The following is a 23,971-nucleotide window of genomic DNA, read 5'->3' on the forward strand; positions in this document are numbered from 1 at the left end:
TAAACTAAAAAGACGAATTTAAAATGCACTTACCTTTGGGTAAGAACGGGTATTATATCTAAGAAATTCTCGCAGAGGTACTCTGGATTGAAATCAGCGAGGTTTTCACCTTGGTTATAGCCATAACTAAGCGCAACAACATCCACCTTAGCCGCTTTTGCTGCCAAAATATCACTTTTTGAGTCGCCGATCATAACCGCTTTGACTGGGCTGACATCTAATTGCTGACAAGCAAATAGTAAAGGCTCAGGTGATGGTTTCTTTGCCATATCATCACCACATACAATCAACTGAAAATGACTAGTCAGTGACAGTTTATCAAGTAGCTTTTCGGTAAAACGACGAGCCTTATTGGTGATCACCACTTTAGGAATACCAGCAAGGGCAGCAAGCCCGGTTTCTACATGTTGATAAAGCGCACTGTAATCGCCTACAACTTGGTCATAGTGCTGATAAAACAAATTAATTGCACGCTCAGCAAGGGCTTCATCTAAATGCTCACTGATTTGCATATCGCCACTCAAACCACGCTTTACAAGCGTTTCTATGCCATTACCTACCCAGCTTTCAACTAGCTTTTGTGTCACAATCGGAAATGCTAGATCAGTTAGAGTCAGGTTCATCGCAATGTATAAATCATAAACACTGTCGACTAAGGTGCCATCTAAATCGAAAAATGCCGCATCGTATTTCATGGCTCAACCTTTGCGAGCTCGCTGCGCATCGCATCGATAACCGCTTTATAATCTGGTTGATTGAAAATCGCCGAGCCTGAAACAAACATATCAGCGCCCGCTTCGGCAATTTCAGCAATATTATCAACACCAACGCCACCATCAACTTCTAAACGAATTTTGCGACCTGAATCATCAATAATTTTACGCGCTTGGCGAAGCTTTTCGAGGGTATGAGGAATAAAGCTTTGGCCGCCAAAACCAGGGTTAACCGACATTAATAGCACCACATCAACCTTATCGAGCACATGCTCAAGGTAGCTAAGGCTGGTTGCAGGATTAAATACAAGCCCTGCTTGGCAACCACTGTCTTTTATGAGTTGCAAGGTACGGTCAATATGCTCACTGGCTTCTGGGTGAAAGCTGATGATAGAAGCGCCCGCTTCAGCGAAGTCGGGAATTAGACGATCGACAGGCTTTACCATAAGGTGCACATCAATCGGGGCTGTAATGCCGTAATCGCGCAGTGCTTTACAAATCATTGGGCCAAAGGTTAGATTTGGCACATAATGGTTATCCATTACATCAAAATGTACAACATCTGCTCCACATGCTAGTACACGATCAACATCTTCACCTAAACGGGCAAAGTCGGCTGATAAAATAGAAGGGGCTATTAAATACTTTCGTAATGTTTCCAACATGAGAGATTCCATTAAAATTTGCGACTGCAAGAAGAGCGCATAATGTAACCCAATCGACTGCTGATTTAAACACCGCAGCTGATTGTTAAAGGGCGATTGCTTTAAGCTAATCCTTTTAGCCTATTGAATTAGTGTTATTTTAGTCAAAATTTGAGCAATAACTCTATTAAAAAGCCATCTACAACACAATAAAAAGAAACAAATAATAAACATTAAATTTACTTTAAAGAGCTAATTTTATTAAATTTTTATTTAATTCAGCGATAATTAAGTTTGTTATTTGAGCAATTGTTATGTATGCTTGTTTAAGTAACACAAACAAGGGTTATTCTCATGCGTGCTTTTAAAATAGGGATCTTAATCGCGTCCGCACTTACGGTTGCTGCGTTTGTATCTTTTTCATCTGCTGATGAAGACGACTTTTTAGCAGCGGCGTCTGGTTGCTCATGCAACACGCTTAACGCATCATCATCTTCTGCTCAATGTATGAAAGCAGAACAAGAAACAGGATGGTTTTCTTGGTTAACGGGTGATAGCCGCAGTGCTCAGTTCCATTATCTTGATTTACTTGAGTTATTAACAAGTAGTGAAGAGTCAAAGAAAGTTAGCGGTTTAGGTTCTAAGTTCTAAATCGTATGAACAAATTCATGAGTGCATTACAAAGTGTCTTTGCGGCATTTTTTGGTGTGCAATCAGAAAATAAGCGTCAAGCTGACTTCAAAGAGCACTCGCTCAGTACTATCATCGTCATTGCCCTGATTTTTTTCAGTCTATTTGTAGCAGCGATTTATTTCACGGTTTCTTTGGTGCTAAATACATAGCCATTAGCTCGTTCACTTTATTGCGTGAGCCGCCCTTGGGGCTAATCGTGCGTTTTACCTGAATCTCATCTAATGATGCTTGGCTGTAGATTTTACGCGTCCACACTGTATCGTGGTTAGAAATAAGTACCGGCGTGTTATTTTCGAATGCGGCTTGCTCAGCTAAATTCGCCAAGTTTGCTTGGTCATCTAAATTGAAACCGCCTTTAGCGTAAGAAGTAAATGAAGCTGTTTTACTCAAAGGCACATAAGGTGGATCACAATATACAACCGCATTATTAGGAATAAGCTTAAATACCTTGTCATAACCTAAGCAAGTAAAGGTTGCTTGCTGAGCTTTTTCAGCAAAGAAATGCATTTCTTTTTCAGGAAAATACGGGCGCTTATATTTACCAAAAGGAACATTAAAAATACCTTTTAGATTATAGCGACACAACCCGTTATAGCCATGGCGATTCATGTATAAAAATAAAATCGCACGCTCATACACATCACTGCTTTGATTAAACTGAACACGATATTCGTAATAGGCTTCGGGGTGGTTATTAAGCTCTACAAACAACTTTTTAGCGTCGCTAATAAACTCATCGGGCGTGCGCTTAAGCTCAGTGTAAAGATTGATCAGATCCGCATTAATATCATTTAAAATATAATGCTTAAAATCAGTATTAAGGAATACAGAGCCAGCACCAACGAAAGGTTCAACTAAGGTGTCAGCATCCATACTCGCTTGCTTCAAGCGGGTACGAATATCTTCAACTAGGCTGTATTTTCCACCTGCCCATTTAAGGAAGGCTCTGGTCTTTTGCTGCATCTGCTCTTAACTTCAATTCGGTGTTGCGCGATTTTACACTAATCAGTTTTAATTTACTGATTTAGTGAAGCGATTTCTTGTTTAATTTTACTTATTTTTTTATAAAACGGCTGATTTTTACGCACATTATCAGAAAGTGTTGTTACGCCCTTCTTAGCATCATTCAGTGTGGTGTAACTACCATAAGTTACAATCCACCACGGCTTACCACTCCGTAAGCTTTGGTAAGAATTTACTTGCCCTTGCATGCCATTTTCAGTAATAAACTTATCGCTAATCTCTTTTTTAGTCACCGCAAGTAATTGGATTACAAAATTGTCATCTGGCTGAGATAAATACCACGCATTTCCTACTAATGGCAGCTCTGGCTCAATGGCAGACTCGGTTTGCTCAGCATCGTTGATGACGGCAGCTATAACTTCATCTGTCGTTGGTTGCTCAGTCTCTTGTGTTATTCGCTCTGCTGGCAAAAGGCTATCAACAATCGCAGCCACGTTATTGTTATGACTTTCATTCTCACGGTTTTCTATCGCAGAGTTATCAACTGGCACCTTAGCTGCCTGAGTTGTGTTGTCCTCATCATTAGTAGCAACTTGCTGCTCGGCTTGAAGATCGTCTTGAGTTTGTTCTAGAACTAGCTCTTTGCTTTCTACTCGACCATTGATTACTGCTTCTGCAGGCAGTGCTGTTGCCACAGAGTTCGTTGTATCCTGCTGGTAATGCGCTTTCCACCACTCAGTCATATCAGCTTTATATAAAAAGCCAATGATCAGCACCATGGTCGTGATTAAGAGCAAAATTAAATAAAGCAGTTTATAGCTTTTTTCTGGTGCGCGAATGTCTGCAGTTTGTTGTTCAGGCTGCCAAGCAAGTAATAAAGCTGGGTTACCATGCGCTTCTTGTAAAAAGGTGCGAAAAACGGGGTCTTCTTCAACAGGGAGGTTATCGAAAAACCAACGCATCAGTTGCTTACTTTCACTTAAATTTAGCGACTCTAAGTGGATTTCAACTGCTTGACTAAACTGCCCTGCCGATTGTGATGCAATCAGTATGTATAACGTGCTCGGGCTTTGCTTGGCAAGGACTTCTAATTGCTGAATTAACTCTTCAGATAAATGACGCCCTCCATCAATGACCCATAAACAATCACCACAAGGCTGTTGTTTATAAAGTTGATAGAAGTTTTCAGACAAACTTAAAGCGTGATCAATTAGTGGGTTGCTAAAGCTTTGTTCTAACAGTTCAGTCATAAACTGTTGGTCGGTCATTTTTCCCGACAACTGAACAAACGCTTTATTAAAGTCGAGGTATTTATCCGTGATGAAGGTTTCTAATAAATAGCTTTTACCAAGGCCAGAAGGACCGAGTAAGCAAATTAGGTTTTGCCCATATTCAAACTGCAGAGCGATTCGATCAACTAGCGCAGCACGGCTAGGCAATATTTGCGATTGCATTAGCGCGCTATTAAATCACAAACCTGCTGATCAGTAACATCACTTACCAGCGCACATTGACCAAATTGGGTAGGTAGAATAAAGCGAATCGTGCCTTTTTTATTTTTCTTATCTTTACGCATGTGCGTTAAAAACTGCTCGCTGGTCATTTCTGCCGGAATATCGACAGGTAAATCATACTCAGCAATCAATTTAATAATGCGTTCAACTTCTGCTGCGTTTAAGTCATCACGGGTATGTGCAAGGCGTGCTGCCAGTACCATACCTGCCGCAACGGCTTCGCCATGTAGCCAATTACCATAGCCCATTTGCGCTTCAATTGCGTGGCCAAAGGTGTGCCCTAAGTTTAGTAATGCACGTAAACCGGCTTCTTTTTCATCTTGTGCAACAATCAAGGCTTTGATTTCACAACAGCGATAAATCACATGCTGTAAAGTTTGTTCATCAAGAGATTTAAGTTTAGTGATATTTTGCTCAAGGTAAGCAAATAACTCAGTGTCGTAAATAAGGCCATATTTAATCACTTCAGCCATGCCCGCTGCGAATTCACGCTCAGGCAAAGTATGTAGCGATTGCGTATCGATAAATACTGCTTGTGGTTGGTAAAACGCACCAATCATGTTTTTACCAAGTGGGTGGTTTACTGCCGTTTTACCGCCAACAGATGAATCGACTTGCGAAAGCAAAGTCGTTGGCACTTGAATAAAAGGCACGCCACGCTGATAACATGCAGCAACAAAACCAGTGAGATCACCCACCACACCGCCACCTAAGGCAATAAGGCAAGTATCGCGGCCACAGTTATGTTCAAGTAAGAACGCCGAAATCTTTTCAAACCACTCAAGTGATTTATATTGTTCGCCATCAGGGATAGTAAAAGATAACGGGTTAAGATCAGCCAACGACGTCATTACATCATCTAGATATAAAGGTGCAATGGTGTCGTTGGTGATAATGATAGGTCGACAGTCGCCGATGTGCTCGCGCAGCCGACCAGTCTCTTGAAGAGCAGATTGACCAATATAAATAGGATAACTTCGCTCGTCCAAATTAACTGTTAATTCAAGCATAGCTAGTTTCCTTTTTATTATTGGTTTTTAAAAATCTAATTTCTCGATGATTTGATTAGCAACAACTTTCGCGCTTTGCTCATCAGTGCGGACAACAAAATCAGCAACTTCTTTGTATAACGGTTCGCGTTCTTCAGCTAAGCGCTCTAGTACATCACGCGGTGCTTCTTCTGTTTGCAATAATGGGCGACGCTTGTCGCGCTGTGTGCGTGCAACTTGCTTTTCGATTGGTGTCTCAAGGTATACAACAATACCACGAGCAGAAAGCTTGTTACGTACTTCTTTACTGATCACAGAACCACCACCTGTTGCAAGAACGATACCTTGCATCTCAGTTAGGTCTGAAATTACAGTTTCTTCACGAAGTCGAAAGCCCTCTTCACCCTCAAGATCGAATACCCAAGCAATGTCTGCTCCAGTACGACGCTCGATCTCTTGATCTGAATCGAAAAATTCAAGGTGTAATTGGTCAGCAATGTGACGACCAATTGTGCTTTTGCCAGCCCCCATAGGGCCCACTAGAAATATATTACGTTTCTCAGCCATATCTTTTTAGTACAAACGAACTCTAAAATTTGAAATAAAACCCCGCCTAACGACCTGGCCCCAAAATTAAGGAGGGGATTATCTCAGTAATTGCTTGGGTATTTCAAGTCAATTAGCATAAAAAGCCAGATTACGAGCAATTAAAAATGCTAATTGCTCGTTGCTTAAGAAAAAATCACTTAATCAATTTGAATTTTAGGGGTTACGAAGATTAACAACTCTTTCTTCTCGTTAAATTCACTCGTGCTTTTAAACAGCACACCCAAATAAGGAATATCACCTAACAATGGTACTTTCTTAGTTGAATTAACAATTTGTTGTTGAAAAATACCACCAAGTACCACTGTTTGACCATTTTCTACTAATACTTGGGTTTGGATTTCTTGGGTATTGATCGCCACAGCAGAGCCTGTTGGCGTTTGTACCGTATCACCACGAGTATCTTGTGTAATTACTAAGTCTAAAATCACCTTGTTGTCAGGTGTGATATGAGGCGTTACTTCTAAGCTCAATACCGCTTTTTTGAATGTTACTGTCGTTGCGCCACTAGATGCAGCTTCAACGTATGGAATTTCTGTACCTTGCTCAATACGTGCTTTTTGTTGATTAGCCGTCGTGATGCGTGGGCTTGCGATAATTTCGCCGCGGTTTTCTTCTTCAAGCGCACTTAACTCTAAATCTAAAATAGTGCCATTAGCTAGCTTAGCGACTTGCACACCTATACTACCCGCAGGGCTTGAAACCGGTAAATTGACATTTAAGCGATCAGAAATACTTGGAATATTATCGTAAGAGCCCGCACCAAACATGCCACCTGCACCTTCTAAAGAGCCAGAAATAGCACCATCGCTTCCTACGTCACTAATACCCCAACGAACACCCAAGTCTTCTTGCACATTATCATTCACTGTCACCATACGTGATTCAATCACGACTTGCTTAACAGGAATGTCTAGGGTCTCAACCATACGACGCACACTTTCAATGCTTTTTGCAGTGTCTTTGATCAGCAAAGTGTTCGTTCGTTTATCAACAGAAACACTTCCTCGCGCTGAGATAATGCTATTTGTGTCTGTTTTCAATAGGTCTGCAAACTCTTCAGCTTTTGCATAGTTAAGGCGAATATATTCGCTATAAAGCGGTTCTAAGTCTTCAACTTGCTGCTTAGCTTTAAGTTCTTTAGCTTCTCGGGCAGCCAACTCTTCAGAAGGGGCGACCATTAAAATAGAGCCATCCATGCGCTTATCTAAGCCTTTCACTTTCAATACTACGTCAAGCGCTTGATCCCAAGGGACTCCTTCTAGTCGTAAAGTAATATTGCCTGTAACAGAATCACTCGTTACTAAGTTAAATTCATTGTAACCTGCGATTATTTGCAGTACTGAACGCACGGGAATATCTTGGAAGTTTAACGTCATTGGACGTCCTTGATACTCAATTCCCCCTTCAAGGTAAGCGCGTTGCGTATCATCTTTTTCGACAGTTAAAGTAAAAATATTCTCAATTTGCTGATGAGTGAATTTAAATGCAGCGTTTGGCTCAACCACGATACGTGTCATATTGCCTTCTTTAAACGTCTCAATATTGCTAACGACTGTGCCAAAGTCCATCACATCAAGCTGATAAAGTAGATCATCGAGAATATCAGTATGGTGGAACTCAGCAATAATTTTGCCACCACTTTCGTGAACATCTATAGCTGCTTGCGTATCTTGTAAAAATACTAACAGCCTTGCTTCGCCTTTTTCACCACGGCGAAAATCTATCGACTGAACTGTATTTATATAATTATTGGCTGCTGAGAGTGGATCCGCTATTTCGTCTCCACTAATTGGGTTATCAGAAACATGCAGCGTTAGGATGTTATCTTTAGCGAACGTTTTATAGATTTTTAATTTATCTAACGATACAACGACCTTCAAACCATCAGCGGTCATGGTGCTTGTTACATGCTGAATTCCTGCTTGGTTCACAGGTACATCACGCATTTCATTATCAACACCTACATTACTGAATAACATTTCGATGCGTGCTGGTGAGTTATACACCTGGACTTTTGGTTCGAATGTCAGTGCCTCATCAAACACTAGCTGTAGTTGTGTTTCGCCTTTCATTAATGGGTTATAACGCACATCATATAGTAAAGGTGCCGCAACTGCTGACTGCGCTATTAAAAAAGCAAGTGCAGCTAACATGAACTTATGCATGTTTTTAAACCAAGCCATTCCTTTATGCATATTTTTTTTACCTTTCATAAGATTAACTTGCACCATTTGTATCCGCCTCTAACATTTCTAGCTTTGTCAGACGCTCTTTCCAACAACCAGCCCCATCAGGGATTAATTCTAATAATTCTATGTAATTGTCGTGCACTTCTTTTATTTCACCATGATACAAACCAATGTAATTACCTACGGTTACGCGATAAAGCGTTTCATCTGCCGCTTTGATGAGTGCCCAAGTATTGCCAGCTCGGCCTATGGTACCTTTCATAAGCAAATTATCTAATGGGTATTTCTCAAGAGGTTGGCGAACTCGATTTGGGTCAGGATGAAGACAGTTCTTCACCTGCACAAGGTTATTTTGAATAATCTCAGGCTTCGGAGCAACAAATGGGCTGCGAAGTCTACCTGCACTGTATTCAAAATATTCAAATTGCGCTATCTGTGGGATCGGTTCAACTTTCGGCGTTGTGCTAGCTTTTACCTGATCGATAAACTCTTTTTGCTCAGCAGTATCATCATTACAAGCGGCTAACGCAAAGCTCATTAATATAACTAAGGAAAGCTTCTTCATTTTTTAGTGCCCCCCTCGTAACGATATGTTTTGGCAACAACACTAAAAGTAAGCTCGCCATTACCTAAAGTTTGAATTGTAAAATCATGCAAACTAACAATACGCGGTAATTGTGCTACTTTGCCGACGAATTCACCGAATTCATGGTAAGTACCCACCACCTCAATTTTTATCGGTAGCTCTGTATAAAATTCTTTTTCAATTTCAGGTAACCAACCAATTTTTAAGAAGGTTAAACCACTTGTCGTTCCAACATAAGATAAATCATCAAGCAACCCAGGTGTTTCATTCGAGGTAGGTAAGCGCTTCAATAGTTGAGAAAATTTCTCTTCCATTTCTACCATTTGTTGGCGATACAGTTCTAAGTTGCTCGCTAAAGCATATTTTTGCTTGTAAGTGTTACGCAACTCAGTTTCTTTTGCTACGGCACTGTGATAGCTGGCAATCTCATCAGACACCAATAAGCTATAACTAAAATACAACACGATTGCAGCTACAAAAGCACAACATAACGCTTTTACAGCAATGGGCCAATCACCCATGTTTTCGAGCTCTATTTCATTCCAATCTATTTCAGTTAACGATTTGATATCAAGGTTCATTACGCGCCTCACCTATCTGATCAAACGGTTTAACATAAAAATCCATATTAAAGTCACTTAATAGTCTTGATGTCTGCTCACCTGCAACAATGCCTTGCATTACTGGGCGCTCTAGTAAATAAGAACTTTGAACTTGACGTAGCATGGTCGATAAGCGGTTATTCGATTCGCTACGACCTGTTACATGAATTTGGTCACCACGGCGCTCCAACTTAGTCAAATAGACACCTGCAGGGACTATTTTCGCAACTTCATCCATGATTTGTGTACCTAAGTTACGACTACTTTGCAGCTCTTCAATTAAACGCATTCGTTGCTGTAAGTTTTCTTTCTTTTTATCAAGCTCATTAATTTCCCTAATACGTTGATTCAAAAGAGCGATCTCAGTATTTAAAAAGTTATTCTTTGCATCTTGGCCTTGACGAAGGCCGCTGTAAAAAGAGCTCAATAGATACATACTGATAAAGCTGACAACAACAACAGAAAAAAGCACAGTTATAAATTTATTCTGTGAGTCTTTTCTTTGCTGTTCTCGCCAGGGCAGTAAATTTATATGTGGCATGATGAAAAGCTCCTTAATGCCAGTCCTGTGGCTATTGCAAACTGAGTTCGGTGACGCTGCAGCATATTCCGATCCACTTTTGCGGAGATTTCAATGTTTGCAAATGGCTCAGCAACCACCGTATGGATTCCCAGTTCTTCAATTAAAAGCCTGTCAAGGCCATCAATCATAGCTGTGCCACCCGTTAGAACAATATAGTCAACTTGCTCTTTACCACTGGTTGTTAAGAACATTTGTACTGCGCGTCTTACTTGCTGCAATAGTGATGTTTGGAATGGCGCTAACACCTCAAAAGTATAATTTGGTGGTAAATCCCCAGTTGTTTTACCTATTTCAGCTTCATCAAAGCTTTTATTATAATAAGCAACGATACTATTAGTGTATTGATCGCCGCCAAATACTTGGTCACGGGTATAAATTGTTTCACCCTCTTGCACCACACTAACCAACATCAGAACAGCACCAATATCAACCACAGCGACACACTTATTGTAAGCATCGCTTGGCAACTGTTGATAGTAAACATCCATTGCTCGGCTGAGGGCATAACTTTCTACATCGACCACTGCCGCTTTTAAGTTAGCTGTTTCAAGAGCACCTACACGAGCTTGCACACTTTCAGTTCGCGCTGCCGAAAGAAGTACATTAACTTTACTTGGATCCGCTTCGTTAATAGCCAGTTTTTCGAAATCGATATTAACTTCGTCGAGGGGGTAAGGAATTAAGCTGTCTGCTTCAATAGCAATTTGTGACTCAAGTTCAGCATCAGTTAATGATACATCCATAAAAATTACTTTTGTGATCACGGTTTGCCCAGACACTGCAACAGCAGCGCGTTGTACGGATTTAGGTATTTTTCTTTTTAATTTCGCGATAACATTACCTATTGCTTCTATGTCTTGAATAGAACGTTCAGACATAGCGCCTTTAGGCATAGGTTCAATAGCTAGTGCTTCAAGCCGCAAACCAGCGTCTGTCTCCTGCAATAACACTGCCTTTATACAGTGTGATCCGATGTCGATCCCTACCATCATAGATGAAGGCTTTTTAAATAGCTGACTTAGCATGTTTGCAACTTGGCCTTTGTTTTAATAATAAACAAGTTATAATTTTTATCTGAAAAAATATTATTCATTTTTTAATCAATATATACTAGCAGTCTCCGATTCTAATTGGGAGTCCATTTAGGGAAAATATAAGTGATTTTATTAAAGCGAACTTTACAATTTATTATCATCTGCTCATTCTTAGGACTAATCACTTTAGTTGGTCTATACTATTACGTTAAACCCGACATTCCTAGCGTTCAGGTTTTAAAAGACGTTCAGTTACAGACACCTATGCAAGTTTTCTCACGAGATGGCTTATTGATCAATCAATTTGGTGAAAAACGCCGCATTCCAGTAACAATAGATCAAATACCCCAACCATTAATCGATGCAATATTAGCAACAGAAGATAATCGCTTTTATGAACATATTGGCATTGATCCAATTGGTATAGTTCGCTCAGCCATTGTACTCATATCTACCGGTGAAAAGAAACAAGGCGCAAGTACGATAACCATGCAGCTTGCCCGTAACTTCTTCTTAACCCGAGAAAAAGCATATATCCGTAAAGTTAAAGAGATCTTCATAGCTCTTCACATTGAAAGTATTTTAACTAAGGACGAAATTCTCGAATTATACTTAAACAAAATCGAATTGGGTAATCGCGCCTTTGGTATTGGTGCAGCTGCGCAAGTTTACTATGGCAAAGATTTAAACGAGTTAACTTTAGCGCAAATGGCGATGATTGCAGGCCTACCTAAAGCACCTTCTGCACTTAACCCTATTCGTAACCCAGTTCGCGCAAAGGCTCGTCGAAATGTCGTATTAGGTCGTATGTACACCGAAAAGTACATCACTCGAAGCGAATATGAAGAGGCTATTAACGCACCTATTACTGCAAAATTTCACGGCGCAGAAATTGAAGTCTATGCCCCGTATATTTCAGAGATGGTTCGTGCTGAAATGGTAGCTCGTTATGGTCACGAGCGCGCCTATAATACTGGTTTTAAAGTTTACACCAGCGTTGACTCTAACATTCAACAGGCTGCTCAAGATGCGATTGTTGATAACCTACACGCTTACGATATGCGTCATGGCTTCCGTGGTGCTGCGGCTCAGTTATGGGACAGCGAAAATGAAAGCCCTCTTAGCCAAGAAGAGATCTTATCTAAATTAAAAGATGTCAAAGAATTTGGTCCGCTATTAGCAGGTGTTGTCACCAACGTCGCTGAACAATCAATTGATGTGCTATTAAAAAGCGGTGAACAAGTCACTGTTGAGTGGGATGGTCTAAAATGGGCGCGTAAATATATTACGCGTTACCGTCAAAGCTTTGCACCAAAAACAGCTACCGAAATTTTATCAGCGGGAGCGCAAATTTGGCTGCGTAAAAATGCAGATGAAAGCTATATCCTTAGCCAAGTACCAGAAGCATCGAGCGCACTTGTTTCACTTGATCCGCAAGATGGTCGTATTAAAGCGATTGTCGGTGGTTATAGCTTTGAACAAAGCCAATACAATCGCGCAGTTCAAGCAAAACGCCAAGTAGGCTCAAACATTAAGCCATTTATTTATTCAGCGGCACTTGAGAATGGCTATACGCTTGCTTCTATTTTGAATGATGCGCCAATTAATCAATGGGATAAAAGCCAAGGTGTGGCATGGCGCCCTAAGAACAGCCCAGCGGTTTATAATGGTCCTATACGTATTCGCAGAGCACTCGCACAATCGAAGAACGTAATCTCGGTGCGCCTATTACGTGGTGTTGGCCTTGAGCGTACAGCCGATCATTTGCTTAAGTTTGGCTTTTTGAATAACGATATTAACCGCAGTGAATCACTCGCACTCGGTAGCGCTTCAATCACTCCACTTGAACTAGCCCGCGGTATGAGTACATTCGCCAATGGCGGTCATTTGATAACCCCTTACTTTATCTCTGAGATTCAGGATTCGGCGGGTACTGTTTTATTTAAAACAGAACCTGAACTTGCTTGTGATGCGCCTAAGCAAACTGTAACCCCTGAGTTTGCATCTCTTAACCAGAATCAACAGAGTTTTACTGAAGCTGAGATAACGAAAACACCTCGCTGTGCGCCTCGTATCATTTCTAAGCAAAATGCATTTTTAATTTCGCAAGCTATGCACAGTGCAATTTGGGGGGGCGGTAGTTGGACCCATAAAACAGGCTGGAGTGGCACAGGCTGGCGTGCACAAGCACTTGATCGTCGTGATTTAGCTGGTAAAACAGGTACCACTAATGATTCGGTAGATACTTGGTTTAGCGGCTTTAATCGCAATGTAATGACTTCGGTCTGGGTTGGTTTTGATAACCCTGGAAAAGCCCTAGGCCGCTCGACTTACAATAGTAACCTCGATAAATCGCAAATATCAGGTGCAGAATCCGGCGCTAAAACCGCGCAACCTGCATGGGTCGACTTTATGCGTGCAGCTCTTGATGGCATGCCAGAAGCACCTATTGAGCTTCCTGAAGGTTTAGTATCGGTTCGAATCGACTTAGCAACAGGTCTATTGAGTCACAAAAATGATTACACCAGTCGTTTTGAATACTTCATTAAAGGCACTGCACCAACTAAGTACGTACTCGATCAACCAACAGACGTATTTGAAGAAAAGCTCAGCACAGAGGAAGAGTTGTTCTAAATAGCTAAGTTGCTATAAGACATAAAAAAGCGCCCTTCTGGGCGCTTTTTGCTTAGCTATTTAAACTAAGATCAGCAAAATTATTTTAGGTTATTTACCAGCCAATACAGGTCTGAATGAACACCAGCGGCAGTGACTTCTTTACCCGCTCCAGGGCCTTGGATCACCAACGCATTATCTGTATACCACTGTGAATTTATCACAAAGATGTTATCGCCCGGTTTAAGGCTTGCTAATACATCATCTTTGCCAACATTGACTAAACCAACTTGAGCCTGAACCTTACCATCAATGAGTGTGATAGCACCGGTGTAGCGCACCACTTTGTCTTCTGCCGCAGCTTGGGCAGCTTTTTCTGTCATGAATTCATCGAGTAGCTGTTTGTTTGCAAGAAAATCTTGCCAGCTACCTGCTGCAAGCTGTTCAGGCATAAGTGGTGTTAAAGCAATATCATCAAGCTCTAAATCAAGGCCTAAGTCACGCGCTAAAATTAGTAGTTTACGCTGCATATCACGGCCAGATAAATCTTCACGAGGATCTGGCTCTGTATAACCCATTTGCTGAGCTTGAAGCACTAAATCTGAAAACGGCACGCTGCCATCGTAACTGCTACATAACCACGATAAAGTACCCGAGAATACCCCTTCAATACGGTTAATGCTGTCTCCGCTATTTTGCAAATCAGCTAAAGCAAAGTTAATCGGTAAACCTGCGCCCACACTGGTATTATAACGCCACAACAAGTTTCGCTCAGCCAAATTAGTGCGCAGGTTTTGATACCAGCTATTTTCTGCGGTACCCGCATATTTGTTTGCACTGATCAAATGACAGTTAAGTTCAACAAAGTCAGGGTATAACTGACTGAACGCCTCACTGGCAGTGATATCAATCACCACTTTGTGCTCATAATCTAGTTCATTGATACGTGCTAATAATTCAGCTTTGTCGTAGCTTTGCGCTTCGTTATGCCACTGCTCTTGCCATGTTTCGGTATTTAAACCACTGGCACTAAAAAGCATTTGTTTAGAGCGTAAAAGAGCAACTACTTTTACTTTGTACTGAGCAGATAAACGCGCAAACTGAGCTTGTAGTTGCGATAAGAACACTTCGCCCACATTACCAAGGCCAGCAACGATAATGGCCAACTCTTGACCTTTGTTTACCAGCTTGTCATGTAGAAGAGTTAAAACATCACTATCAATTGCCTGATCGTTTAAGATCAACACATAGTTTTCGTCTTGTTGTACAAAACGAGGATGAATACTTTGCTCTTTTAAAAGCGCTGTGGCTTGCTCTGTTAGCGCAGATACATCAGCTGTTGGGGCAACCACTGCACAACCACTTAAATTAGACTCGACAATATTAGCACGGCCCGCTAAGTGGCTGACAACTTGGTGAGTGCTTTGACCTGGCACTAATAAGTAAGTATCGCCCTCTTTAGTAAAGTGATGCAGGCTGTGTTGAATTAACTGACTAAGCTCACCGACTTCACCACTGCTTAGTTTATCAACCCGTAATAAATCGATGTTATCTAAGGTCGTAATAAAACGTTTTGCTTTACTATAACCTTCTTTTACTACCTCGGTTGGCGTTGCATCACAATCAAAGCTACTTCTTACCACCAGTTTGATTTCTGAGTCTTTTAACGGCGACAAGGTTTTTGCATGCAATACTGGGTTACCTAAACGCGCTAATAAGTTAGCTTGTTCGCGGCATACTTTGGCGTACTTAACCGCATTTTTAACTTTACGAGGGTCAGTACTAAATACCCCTTGTGTATCTGTCCAGATAGACACTTGCTTGGCAAAAGTATAACTCGCTAACAAAGTGGCACTGTAATCACTGCCATTGCGGCCTAATGTCACCGTATTACCTTGGCAATCTGCAGCTATAAAACCCGTTACTACGTTGATATGTGTTCTGCTAATCGCATCGCTGCATTGCTGTTGGTTTTTTTGATGTAAAAGCTGACCATCATTTAGAGTAAATAGCTGTCTTGCATCAACATCTTGCGAATCGACACCTAACTGATTTAGATAAGCGGCCAATAAACGCGCCGACCACACTTCACCATGAGCAAGTAAAGGGGCTTCAAGTAACTGCTGCTGACTAATTAATTCATTTAATACAGCAAGTTCATCTTTTAACTGTGCCAACGCCTGTTGTTTATTCTGCCCTATAAGTAGCTGCTCAATAAGCGCACGTTGATTGTTATCAATAAGCAATAGAATATCGCTAACAGCTTGGCTATCTTGCTGCTGGTAACTTTGCCAAAGCTTTACCAGGGTATCGGTTGTTTTACCCGATGCCGACACAACGACGCAATCGCCCTGCTCTGTATTAGCAAGAACGATGTTCGCTACCGCATGATAACGATCTGCCGAGCTTAAGCTTGAGCCACCAAATTTATGAACAATATTTACCATTTTTCTACCACAATGCCGTATGTGCTGGCGTTAACTTAAATGACGCGTTTTGTTGTGTATCTTGCTGTGCTTGCTTAGCTTCAGCTTTTGTAACTTGCTGGCCTTGACCTGGCTTAACTAAATTGAAAACACGGTCTAAGTCAGCAATGAGATCTTTTACGTCTTCAATGCCTACAGAAATACGGATCAAGGTATCGCCCACACCGGCTTCAAGACGCGCTTTAGGCTCCATGCCTGCGTGGGTCATTGTTGCAGGGTGACAAATCAAACTTTCTACCCCACCTAACGACTCAGCAAGGCTAAAGTCTTTAAGGCTTGTTAAAAACGCAGCAGCATCGTTGATGTCGCCTTTAATATCAAAGCTCACCATGCCACCAAAACCACGTTGCTGTGCCTTAGCAAGCTCATGTTGTGGGTGAGAAGCAAGGCCAGGGTAATAGACTTGGCTTACATAAGATGAGTTTTCTAAATACTCAGCAATGGCAAAGGCATTTTCTTGGTGCTGCTTTAAACGTACATTTAAAGTACGTAAACCACGAAGCGTTAAGTAGCTGTCAAATGGTGCTCCAGTAATACCGATATTATTCGCCCACCAAGCAAGCTCGTCGCCTAGCTCTTGCGTTGCAGCAATCACTGCACCGCCCACTACATCAGAGTGACCATTAATGTATTTAGTGGTTGAGTGCACAACAATATCAACACCAAACTCAATGGGGTTTTGTAATGCAGGTGATAAGAAGGTGTTGTCAGCCGCAACCAAAGCACCGCACTGCTTAGCAATGCTAGTGATTGCTTTAATATCTGTTAAACGCAAGATTGGGTTACTTGGCGTTTCAATCCAAATCAACTTAGGTTTAATCGCTAAAATTTCTTGGAGATTTTCAGATTTAGTTAAATCCAAAACTTTCAGTTTTAACAGGCCACGTTTTTCAAGCGAGGTGAATAAACGGTAACTACCGCCATAACAGTCATGTGGGATCACTAACGTATCGTCACTGTTTAATAGCTGAGTGGCTAAATGCACTGCAGACATACCTGTTGCAGTTATAATACCTCTAGCACCACCTTCAAGCTCAGCTAAGGTTTCAGCTAAGATATCGCGATTTGGATTACCGCTGCGCCCATAGTCATACTGGCGCTTAGTATCAAAATCAGCAAACGAATAGGTGGTTGATAAGTAAATTGGCGGTACAACCGCACCATGATGTTTATCGGCTTCAATGCCGTGACGAACAGCAATCGTCGCTTTATTTTTTTCGCTCATTTCATCACCTATTCTTTAATTGGATGTTTAGACGTCTAAAAGGTTAGATGATCAAATATGAGAAGTCAAAGCATTTATCGCTCACGCATAGAAGTTTATACATTTACACCACTAGATGGCCAAATAACTAGTATTTGACTATCTTTTTTAAAGAGATAGAATTTCCGCATCTTGCGCTGTGAATAAGGCGTAAATCACTGACAACCGAGGCAACGAAACAACTTATGGCTAAATGGAACGGTGAATACATTCACCCATATGCAGAACACGGTAAAAAATCAGAACAAGTAAAAAAGATTACCGTATCAATCCCACTCAACGTATTAAAAGTATTAACTGACGAGCGTACACGCCGCCAGATCAATAACCTGCGTCATGCGACGAATAGTGAGTTATTGTGTGAAGCTTTCTTACATGCTTTTACAGGTCAACCATTACCAAATGATGACGACCTACGTAAAGACAACCCTGAAAAGGTACCTGAAGAAGTTAAAAGAATTATGCAAGAAATGGGATTAGATATCCCAGTGCTTGATTCAGAATAAGTATTTCGGCCATCGGATCACCGCCGATAATCGCAGATATAAAAAAACTCAGCCTAGGCTGAGTTTTTTATTGCGCGTTATACCTAAGGCTAATTAAGTTTAACGCATGTAATCTTCTGGCATATCGATTTGCGCCACACCCGACTCTACAGCTGCTTCAGCAACAGCACGTGCAATACGTGGTAATAAACGCGGATCCATAGGCTTAGGAATGATGTACTCGGCACCAAACTCAAGTGACTCAACGCCAGCTGCTTTTAATACTTCACTTGGTACAGGCTCTTTCGCGATGCCGCGAATAGCATGAACTGCAGCAATTTTCATTTCATCATTAATTGCCGTTGCACGAACATCTAACGCGCCACGGAAAATGAATGGGAAACAAAGCACGTTATTTACTTGGTTAGGGAAATCTGAACGACCCGTTGCCATAATTAAATCGTTACGCGCACTGTGTGCAACTTCTGGAGCAATCTCAGGATCTGGGTTTGAGCATGCAAACACGACTGGCTTGTCTGCCATCAGCTTAAGATCATCTGCAGTTAACAGGTTAGGACCTGATACACCAACGAATACGTCGGCATCAGCAATAACATCTTGTAATGTACGCTTATCGGTATTGTTAGCAAATAATTGCTTATACTCGTTTAAGTCATCACGACGTGTATGGATCACACCTTTACGGTCAAGCATATAAATGTGTTCACGCAGTGCGCCACACTTAATTAAAAGCTCCATACAAGCAACAGCAGCAGCACCGGCACCTAAACATACGATGATGGCATCTTCGATGTCTTTACCTTGCACTTCAAGAGCGTTAAGCATACCAGCAGCAGTCACAATAGCGGTACCATGTTGGTCATCGTGGAAAACTGGAATATCACAGCGCTCGATAAGCGCTTTTTCGATTTCAAAACATTCTGGTGCTTTAATATCTTCTAGGTTGATACCACCAAACGTATCAGCGATGTTAGCAACCGTATTAATGAAATCTTCTGTTGTGCGGTGTTTAACTTCAATATCAATTGAGTCAAGGCCAGCAAAACGTTTGAATAGTAAGGCTTTACCTTCCATTACAGGTTTTGATGCAAGCGGACCTAAGTTACCTAAACCTAAAATTGCGGTACCGTTTGAAATAACTGCAACCATGTTGCCTTTGCCTGTGTATTTATAGGCGTTTGCTGGATCAGCAGCAATTTCACGGACTGGTTCAGCCACACCTGGGCTATAAGCTAAAGCGAGATCGTTAACCGTTTCGGCTGGCTTGGTTAGTTCAACACTAATTTTACCTGGAACGGGGTGGGCGTGGTAATGTAATGCTTGTTCACGAAAATCTGACATAACGCGATAGTATCCTGCAAAAAGTTAAAAAGTGAGAGAGCTTGCATCAGTACGATACCTGTAATGTATAAAAATTCCAAGTATTATCAGGTCTATCCTGTTATATGCTATATCGCTTAATTTTAAAGGATTTCCCAACAATTTCTGTGCATAGTTGCGATTAATCAGACATAAAAATTCATCTATTTATGACCTTTTAAGCACGTGTTGTTGTATTTTATGCGCACGTACACTGCAATTAGCCGAAATTAGCCCAAAACAGCCATTTCAACGAAGTTCACAGCATTTACTAACAAAGTTATTTAAATTTATTATTTCTAATAACTTTTAGATACCAATACGCTTAATTAAGTAGTCTATTTTGAGGCAATGAAACCTTGTTGATAGCAAGGCAAAAATTTCGTTATTTAGTTGTGTTCTAAATCAGAAATTTTTAACGCAGGTAGCGACAGGTTTAATCCCTCAAAATGATTAAGTATTATTGCGGATTGGTATACTCATTTATACAAAAAAGAATATAGCCAAGGGGTGGCACTTTGTCTGCAAAATTAGCGACATAATGGGCATAACAGCCAGAAATAGTTATGCAAGATACATAAGTGAAGATGATAAGTAAGTGGCAGGTTATACCAATTTGCTTAATTAAGTGATCTATTTTGAGGCAATAAAACCTCGTTGATAGCAAGGCAAGAATTTCGTTATTTAGTTGTTTTAAATCAGAAATTTTTAACGCAGATAGCGACAGGTTTAATCCCTCAAAATGATTAAGTATTATTGGAATTGGTATCAATAATGTCGTTTGTAAGTTTTAGGTATAAAAAAAGCACCCTAAGGTGCTTCTTTCAACTAAACAGCAGAGATTACTTCTTGCTGCTAAGTGCACCGAAGCGCTTGTTGAAACGATCAACACGGCCGCCAGTGTCTAAAATCTTTTGCTTACCAGTGTAAAACGGGTGACACTCAGAACATACGTCTAAGTGGATGTCTTTACAAAGAGTTGAGCTAGTTTCGAATTTGTTACCACATGAACAAGTTGCAGTGATAGCTTCGTACTTAGGGTGAATACCTTCTTTCATAGGGAACCTCTAGTTAAGGCCGTATCGCTCTCCAAACCCGAAGTCTGGCACCATACGCAGTTAATACAATTAATAGGCCGCGTATTTTATAGCTCAAGAAGCCTTACGACAAGCTTTAAATACATCTTTCGCTAAAAAAATAACCAAGTGGTCTGTTGTTCAGTATTTGTTGGTAGGTTTTTAACTGCAATTTTAGTACATTATCTTTCTATCTTTGTTTCAGTTGAGTTGTTATGCACTTTGTAGAAGTTGCCATAAAAGTCCCTTTACAGCGTACCTTCGATTATAAAGTTGAACAGCTGCTGCATAGCCCTGAGTTAAAGCCAGGTATGCGGGTTCGCGTGCCATTTGGTAGTCAAAAAAAGGTTGCCGTGGTACTGGCTCTTAAAACATCAACCGATGTTCCCGCTGACAAAATCAAGCCGATTATTGATGTTATAGACGACACGCCAGTGTTATCTGAGCAACATTTAGCATTACTAAAATTCACAGCACGCTACTACTGTTACCCATTGGGCGAGACCATTCATACGGCACTTCCGGCTGCATTAAGGCAAGGCGAATGCCCAGATAAAACCAGCATTAACATGGTTGAGCTAACCGATAAAGGTGCAAAGCTGCCGTCGCTGAAAGCAAAAACCCAGTTAAGTTTATTAAAACAGCTAGCCGAATCAGGCAAATCATCAGTTACAGAATTAAAAGCACTCGGATTTACCAAAAAAACCATCGACAGTCTGCTCGATAAAGAACTGATCACTCAATTTATTGAACATGATAACCAATGGCAGCAACGCGCGCCGACTGTTGGTAGCAAGCCGGTGCTTAATAAAGAGCAAGCTGTTGCCTGCACCAGCATTAACCAAGCTCGTGGCTTTACCAGCTTTTTGCTTGAAGGGGTTACCGGAAGTGGTAAAACCGAAGTGTATTTGCAATGCCTAGAAGAAGTGCTAAAAAAAGGTCAGCAAGCCTTAGTATTAGTGCCTGAAATTGGCTTAACACCACAAACGGTAAACCGTTTTCGTCGTCGCTTTCCTGATACACCAATTATGCTATGGCACTCAGCCCTAACAGATAACGAACGCTTACAGACCTGGCGTTTTTGTGAAAAAGGCAGCTGCGCTATAGTGATCGGCACACGTTCGAGTATTTTCTTGCCCTTTTTATCTCTTGGCATGATCATCGTTGATGAAGAGCACGACAGTTCGTTTAAGCAACAAGATACACTTCGCTATCATGCTAGAGACCTAGCCGCTTATAGGGCATACCAGCATAATATTCCTCTGGTTTTAGGTAGTGCCACACCAGCACTTGAGACCTTACATAAAGCAATTAATAACAAATATCAGCTGTTGAGCCTCACTGAACGGGCCCAAACCAGTACTGATAACCAGTTCCAATTAATGGACATGAAAGGTCAGCCTGAGCAAGCAGGGATTGCCCATGCCAGCCTTGCCTATATGCGCCAGCATTTAGAACGTGGTAAGCAAGTGATGGTGTTTTTAAACCGTCGTGGTTTTTCGCCTACCCTCATATGCCATGAGTGCGGTTGGCTAAGTGAGTGCTCACGTTGCAGCACTAGTGCAACCTTTCATAAAGCTATTGGCCAGATGATTTGTCACCACTGTGGTGAACAACACCAAGTGCCTCATCAATGCCCTGATTGTGGCAGTACGCAGATTTTTCCAAATGGCAAAGGCACTGAACAAATCGAAGAGTTTTTAACACAAACCTTCCCTGATATTCCGATTAGTCGTATCGACCGAGATTCAACTCGTCGTAAAGGCAGCTTAGAAAAAGCCCTTGATGATATTAACCAAGGCGGTGCGCGCATCTTAGTTGGCACGCAAATGCTGGCAAAAGGCCACCACTTTGCCGATGTTAGCCTTGTTTTAATCCTAGATGTCGACAGTGGATTATATTCGTGTGACTTTCGCGCCACTGAACATTTAGCGCAACTTGTTACGCAAGTGGCAGGCCGTGCAGGTCGCAGTGGTGAACCAGGGCAAGTATTATTACAAACTCACTTTCCTGAGCACCCGCTACTGCAAGACTTAGTTAATAATGGTTACCAAGATTTTGCCCGTTACGCACTGACAGAACGAGAAGACGCGCAACTTCCACCAATCACAAATATGGCTATGGTGCGTGCCGAAGGACATAACATAAATCAAGTGATGGATTTTTTAACTGATTTGGTTCCTGTCCAGAACGTATCTGGTATACAATTGCTCGGTCCGATACCCGCACCACTAGAACGTGTGGCAGGTAAATATCGCTTTCAGTTACATATTCAGGCGCAGGAACGCTCCCACTTACACCAATATTTAGCGCAAATGGTCGACTATATAAGTACCAGTAAATTAGCGCAAAAGGTGCGTTGGAGCTTAGATGTCGATCCTATAGATATGATTTAAAGGCCAATTAAGAGTCATGGCACAGCACGATTACATAAATAAAAAACCAGCAAATCGAAATAATAAAAAACAAGCCCCGGCGAAAAAGCCTTTCCCTATTATTCTTGTTTTAATTGCGCTTATCTTAGTAGGCGGGTTTGGTTACGGCCTATGGTATATCAAACATAATGCTGATCCTGAGTTAGTAGAGCAGCAAGCAAACCCGACTAAAAAAGAAGAAGTAGTTATTCCACCACCTAAGACACCTGAATTTATCAAAGAGATTAAAGAGCACGAAGTTCAGGTTGAAGTAAAAGAGATTGAACAAAAAGGCCCATATGTAATGCAATGCGGCTCTTTTAGAACATTAGAGCAAGCACAAACATTAAAAGCTAAAATTGCTTTTGCTGGCTTAGTGGCCGAAGTGAAGAAAACACAAGGCAGCAATGGTATTTGGTATAAAGTGCGCTTAGGCCCATACGAAACCAAACGTTTAGCCGAAAGTGACAAGAATAAACTTAAACGCATCAAAATAATGGGCTGCGGAATTTGGCTTTGGACTTGATTTTAGTTCATTCACCCATATAAACACCTCATCAATCGCTTTTTACGAGCGGCCTTGCCGCTCGATGATGAGGAATAATCATGACCACTATTGTAAGTGTACGCCGCGACGACAAGGTCGTTATTGGTGGCGACGGCCAAGTTTCACTTGGTAACACCGTAATGAAGGGCAACGCCCGCAAAGTTCGACGTCTTTATAATGGCAAAGTAATCGCTGGTTTCGCTGGCGGTACTGCTGATGCCTTCACCCTTTTCGAACGATTTGAAAGCAAATTAGAAATGCACCAAGGCAACTTAACCAAGGCTGCCGTTGAAATGGCCAAAGATTGGCGTAGTGATCGCGCACTTAGAAAGCTCGAAGCACTATTAGCAGTCGCAGACGAAACTGCTTCATTAATTATCACAGGTAACGGTGATGTTGTGCAGCCAGAAAACGACCTAATTGCGATTGGCAGTGGTGGTAACTTCGCACAATCAGCAGCCACAGCGCTACTAGAAAACACCGACCTAAGTGCACGTGACATTGTAGAGAAAAGCCTAACGATTGCAGGCAACATCTGCGTATTCACGAATAATTTCCAAACTATTGAAGAATTGTAATAGGAACTG

At 41.4% G+C, this 23,971-nt stretch carries 22 protein-coding genes; 7 read left to right on the forward strand and 15 right to left on the reverse strand.

Annotated features, from left to right (window positions below):
- Positions 1 to 29: 29 nt before the first annotated feature.
- Together ISP07_RS16615 and rpe are read right to left on the reverse strand one after the other, a co-directional pair.
- A complete protein-coding gene (locus ISP07_RS16615) occupies positions 30 to 695 on the reverse strand; it encodes a phosphoglycolate phosphatase (protein WP_209328285.1) in 666 nt (221 codons plus the stop codon).
- Positions 692 to 1,378 (reverse strand): ribulose-phosphate 3-epimerase, encoded by a 687-nt coding sequence (gene rpe / locus ISP07_RS16620; protein WP_209328286.1) that lies wholly within the window; start codon positions 1,376 to 1,378, stop codon positions 692 to 694. Before rpe ends, ISP07_RS16615 begins: the two co-directional genes overlap by 4 nt.
- Before the next feature lie 333 nt (positions 1,379 to 1,711).
- Here rpe and ISP07_RS16625 point away from each other — a divergent pair, with 333 nt between their 5' ends.
- Together ISP07_RS16625 and ISP07_RS16630 are read left to right on the forward strand one after the other, a co-directional pair.
- Positions 1,712 to 2,008 carry a hypothetical protein gene (locus ISP07_RS16625; RefSeq protein WP_054552801.1) on the forward strand — a complete coding sequence of 99 codons (297 nt, stop codon included), beginning with the start codon at positions 1,712 to 1,714 and terminating at the stop codon, positions 2,006 to 2,008.
- A gap of 5 nt (positions 2,009 to 2,013) precedes the next feature.
- A complete protein-coding gene (locus ISP07_RS16630; protein ID WP_054552802.1) occupies positions 2,014 to 2,199 on the forward strand; it encodes a DUF2970 domain-containing protein in 186 nt (61 codons plus the stop codon).
- Here the strand turns inward: ISP07_RS16630 and ISP07_RS16635 are convergent.
- The 9 genes from ISP07_RS16635 to ISP07_RS16675 all read right to left on the reverse strand — a co-directional run bounded on the left by ISP07_RS16635 (position 2,171) and on the right by ISP07_RS16675 (position 11,110).
- Positions 2,171 to 3,013, reverse strand: coding sequence for a Dam family site-specific DNA-(adenine-N6)-methyltransferase (locus tag ISP07_RS16635; protein ID WP_138616147.1), 843 nt, complete (start codon positions 3,011 to 3,013; stop codon positions 2,171 to 2,173). The genes ISP07_RS16630 and ISP07_RS16635 overlap by 29 nt on opposite strands.
- Before the next feature lie 53 nt (positions 3,014 to 3,066).
- Positions 3,067 to 4,467 carry an AAA family ATPase gene (locus ISP07_RS16640; protein WP_209328287.1) on the reverse strand — a complete coding sequence of 467 codons (1,401 nt, stop codon included), beginning with the start codon at positions 4,465 to 4,467 and terminating at the stop codon, positions 3,067 to 3,069.
- A complete protein-coding gene (gene aroB, locus ISP07_RS16645; protein WP_054552805.1) occupies positions 4,467 to 5,537 on the reverse strand; it encodes a 3-dehydroquinate synthase in 1,071 nt (356 codons plus the stop codon). Before aroB ends, ISP07_RS16640 begins: the two co-directional genes overlap by 1 nt.
- A 27-nt stretch (positions 5,538 to 5,564) precedes the next feature.
- A complete protein-coding gene (gene aroK / locus ISP07_RS16650) occupies positions 5,565 to 6,083 on the reverse strand; it encodes a shikimate kinase AroK (RefSeq protein WP_036973192.1) in 519 nt (172 codons plus the stop codon).
- Between the two features lie 179 nt (positions 6,084 to 6,262).
- Positions 6,263 to 8,320 carry a type IV pilus secretin PilQ gene (locus ISP07_RS16655; protein WP_371351972.1) on the reverse strand — a complete coding sequence of 686 codons (2,058 nt, stop codon included), beginning with the start codon at positions 8,318 to 8,320 and terminating at the stop codon, positions 6,263 to 6,265.
- A gap of 22 nt (positions 8,321 to 8,342) precedes the next feature.
- On the reverse strand, positions 8,343 to 8,879 hold the full coding sequence (locus ISP07_RS16660; protein WP_054552806.1) for a pilus assembly protein PilP: 537 nt from the start codon (positions 8,877 to 8,879) through the stop codon (positions 8,343 to 8,345).
- Positions 8,876 to 9,481: a type 4a pilus biogenesis protein PilO gene (locus tag ISP07_RS16665; protein WP_054552807.1), complete on the reverse strand. Its 606-nt coding sequence runs from the start codon at positions 9,479 to 9,481 to the stop codon at positions 8,876 to 8,878. Before ISP07_RS16665 ends, ISP07_RS16660 begins: the two co-directional genes overlap by 4 nt.
- A complete protein-coding gene (locus ISP07_RS16670) occupies positions 9,471 to 10,043 on the reverse strand; it encodes a PilN domain-containing protein (RefSeq protein WP_054552808.1) in 573 nt (190 codons plus the stop codon). Before ISP07_RS16670 ends, ISP07_RS16665 begins: the two co-directional genes overlap by 11 nt.
- On the reverse strand, positions 10,031 to 11,110 hold the full coding sequence (locus tag ISP07_RS16675; RefSeq protein WP_054552809.1) for a pilus assembly protein PilM: 1,080 nt from the start codon (positions 11,108 to 11,110) through the stop codon (positions 10,031 to 10,033). Before ISP07_RS16675 ends, ISP07_RS16670 begins: the two co-directional genes overlap by 13 nt.
- 132 nt (positions 11,111 to 11,242) lie before the next feature.
- On the opposite strand from ISP07_RS16675, the gene ISP07_RS16680 reads away from it, so the two are divergent.
- On the forward strand, positions 11,243 to 13,753 hold the full coding sequence (locus ISP07_RS16680; protein ID WP_054552810.1) for a penicillin-binding protein 1A: 2,511 nt from the start codon (positions 11,243 to 11,245) through the stop codon (positions 13,751 to 13,753).
- An 80-nt stretch (positions 13,754 to 13,833) separates the two neighbouring features.
- On the opposite strand, the gene metL is transcribed toward ISP07_RS16680, so the two are convergent.
- A complete protein-coding gene (gene metL / locus ISP07_RS16685) occupies positions 13,834 to 16,179 on the reverse strand; it encodes a bifunctional aspartate kinase/homoserine dehydrogenase II (protein ID WP_209328288.1) in 2,346 nt (781 codons plus the stop codon).
- Positions 16,180 to 16,183: 4 nt separating this feature from the next.
- Entirely contained in the window at positions 16,184 to 17,443 is a 1,260-nt protein-coding gene (gene metB / locus ISP07_RS16690; RefSeq protein WP_209328289.1) for a cystathionine gamma-synthase, read from the reverse strand.
- 224 nt (positions 17,444 to 17,667) lie between these two features.
- On the opposite strand from metB, the gene metJ reads away from it, so the two are divergent.
- Entirely contained in the window at positions 17,668 to 17,988 is a 321-nt protein-coding gene (gene metJ / locus ISP07_RS16695; RefSeq protein ID WP_036973203.1) for a met regulon transcriptional regulator MetJ, read from the forward strand.
- Positions 17,989 to 18,087: 99 nt separating this feature from the next.
- Here the strand turns inward: metJ and ISP07_RS16700 are convergent, their stop codons facing one another.
- Positions 18,088 to 19,329 (reverse strand): malic enzyme-like NAD(P)-binding protein, encoded by a 1,242-nt coding sequence (locus ISP07_RS16700; RefSeq protein ID WP_054552813.1) that lies wholly within the window; start codon positions 19,327 to 19,329, stop codon positions 18,088 to 18,090.
- Positions 19,330 to 20,189: 860 nt separating this feature from the next.
- Positions 20,190 to 20,405 carry a 50S ribosomal protein L31 gene (gene rpmE, locus ISP07_RS16705; protein WP_036973208.1) on the reverse strand — a complete coding sequence of 72 codons (216 nt, stop codon included), beginning with the start codon at positions 20,403 to 20,405 and terminating at the stop codon, positions 20,190 to 20,192.
- 233 nt (positions 20,406 to 20,638) lie between these two features.
- Here rpmE and priA point away from each other — a divergent pair, with 233 nt between their 5' ends.
- From priA to hslV, 3 genes are all read left to right on the forward strand, one after another.
- Complete coding sequence (gene priA / locus ISP07_RS16710) at positions 20,639 to 22,819, forward strand: primosomal protein N' (RefSeq protein ID WP_138599279.1); 2,181 nt, start codon at positions 20,639 to 20,641, stop codon at positions 22,817 to 22,819.
- A 16-nt stretch (positions 22,820 to 22,835) separates the two neighbouring features.
- Positions 22,836 to 23,363, forward strand: a complete 528-nt coding sequence (locus ISP07_RS16715) for an SPOR domain-containing protein (RefSeq protein ID WP_054552815.1) — start codon at positions 22,836 to 22,838, stop codon at positions 23,361 to 23,363.
- An 80-nt stretch (positions 23,364 to 23,443) separates the two neighbouring features.
- Positions 23,444 to 23,962 carry an ATP-dependent protease subunit HslV gene (hslV, locus tag ISP07_RS16720; RefSeq protein WP_054552816.1) on the forward strand — a complete coding sequence of 173 codons (519 nt, stop codon included), beginning with the start codon at positions 23,444 to 23,446 and terminating at the stop codon, positions 23,960 to 23,962.
- The last annotated feature ends 9 nt before the right edge of the window (positions 23,963 to 23,971 follow it).

Origin of the sequence: Pseudoalteromonas sp. PA2MD11 (assembly GCF_017808125.1) — a bacterium.
GTDB lineage: Bacteria > Pseudomonadota > Gammaproteobacteria > Enterobacterales > Alteromonadaceae > Pseudoalteromonas > Pseudoalteromonas simplex.

Bases quoted from the DNA above. Each gene is read 5' to 3' on its own strand.
- ISP07_RS16715 (WP_054552815.1), top strand. From the start codon at position 22,836: ATGGCACAGCACGATTACATAAATAAAAAACCAGCAAATCGAAATAAT.
- ISP07_RS16660 (WP_054552806.1), bottom strand. From the start codon at position 8,879: ATGAAGAAGCTTTCCTTAGTTATATTAATGAGCTTTGCGTTAGCCGCT.
- rpe (WP_209328286.1), bottom strand. From the start codon at position 1,378: ATGTTGGAAACATTACGAAAGTATTTAATAGCCCCTTCTATTTTATCA.
- ISP07_RS16675 (WP_054552809.1), bottom strand. From the start codon at position 11,110: ATGCTAAGTCAGCTATTTAAAAAGCCTTCATCTATGATGGTAGGGATC.
- ISP07_RS16670 (WP_054552808.1), bottom strand. From the start codon at position 10,043: ATGCCACATATAAATTTACTGCCCTGGCGAGAACAGCAAAGAAAAGAC.
- ISP07_RS16700 (WP_054552813.1), bottom strand. From the start codon at position 19,329: ATGTCAGATTTTCGTGAACAAGCATTACATTACCACGCCCACCCCGTT.
- hslV (WP_054552816.1), top strand. From the start codon at position 23,444: ATGACCACTATTGTAAGTGTACGCCGCGACGACAAGGTCGTTATTGGT.
- metB (WP_209328289.1), bottom strand. From the start codon at position 17,443: ATGAGCGAAAAAAATAAAGCGACGATTGCTGTTCGTCACGGCATTGAA.
- ISP07_RS16630 (WP_054552802.1), top strand. From the start codon at position 2,014: ATGAACAAATTCATGAGTGCATTACAAAGTGTCTTTGCGGCATTTTTT.
- ISP07_RS16635 (WP_138616147.1), bottom strand. From the start codon at position 3,013: ATGCAGCAAAAGACCAGAGCCTTCCTTAAATGGGCAGGTGGAAAATAC.
- priA (WP_138599279.1), top strand. From the start codon at position 20,639: ATGCACTTTGTAGAAGTTGCCATAAAAGTCCCTTTACAGCGTACCTTC.
- rpmE (WP_036973208.1), bottom strand. From the start codon at position 20,405: ATGAAAGAAGGTATTCACCCTAAGTACGAAGCTATCACTGCAACTTGT.
- ISP07_RS16665 (WP_054552807.1), bottom strand. From the start codon at position 9,481: ATGAACCTTGATATCAAATCGTTAACTGAAATAGATTGGAATGAAATA.
- ISP07_RS16655 (WP_371351972.1), bottom strand. From the start codon at position 8,320: ATGCATAAAGGAATGGCTTGGTTTAAAAACATGCATAAGTTCATGTTA.
- ISP07_RS16640 (WP_209328287.1), bottom strand. From the start codon at position 4,467: ATGCAATCGCAAATATTGCCTAGCCGTGCTGCGCTAGTTGATCGAATC.
- metJ (WP_036973203.1), top strand. From the start codon at position 17,668: ATGGCTAAATGGAACGGTGAATACATTCACCCATATGCAGAACACGGT.
- ISP07_RS16615 (WP_209328285.1), bottom strand. From the start codon at position 695: ATGAAATACGATGCGGCATTTTTCGATTTAGATGGCACCTTAGTCGAC.
- ISP07_RS16625 (WP_054552801.1), top strand. From the start codon at position 1,712: ATGCGTGCTTTTAAAATAGGGATCTTAATCGCGTCCGCACTTACGGTT.
- aroK (WP_036973192.1), bottom strand. From the start codon at position 6,083: ATGGCTGAGAAACGTAATATATTTCTAGTGGGCCCTATGGGGGCTGGC.
- aroB (WP_054552805.1), bottom strand. From the start codon at position 5,537: ATGCTTGAATTAACAGTTAATTTGGACGAGCGAAGTTATCCTATTTAT.
- metL (WP_209328288.1), bottom strand. From the start codon at position 16,179: ATGGTAAATATTGTTCATAAATTTGGTGGCTCAAGCTTAAGCTCGGCA.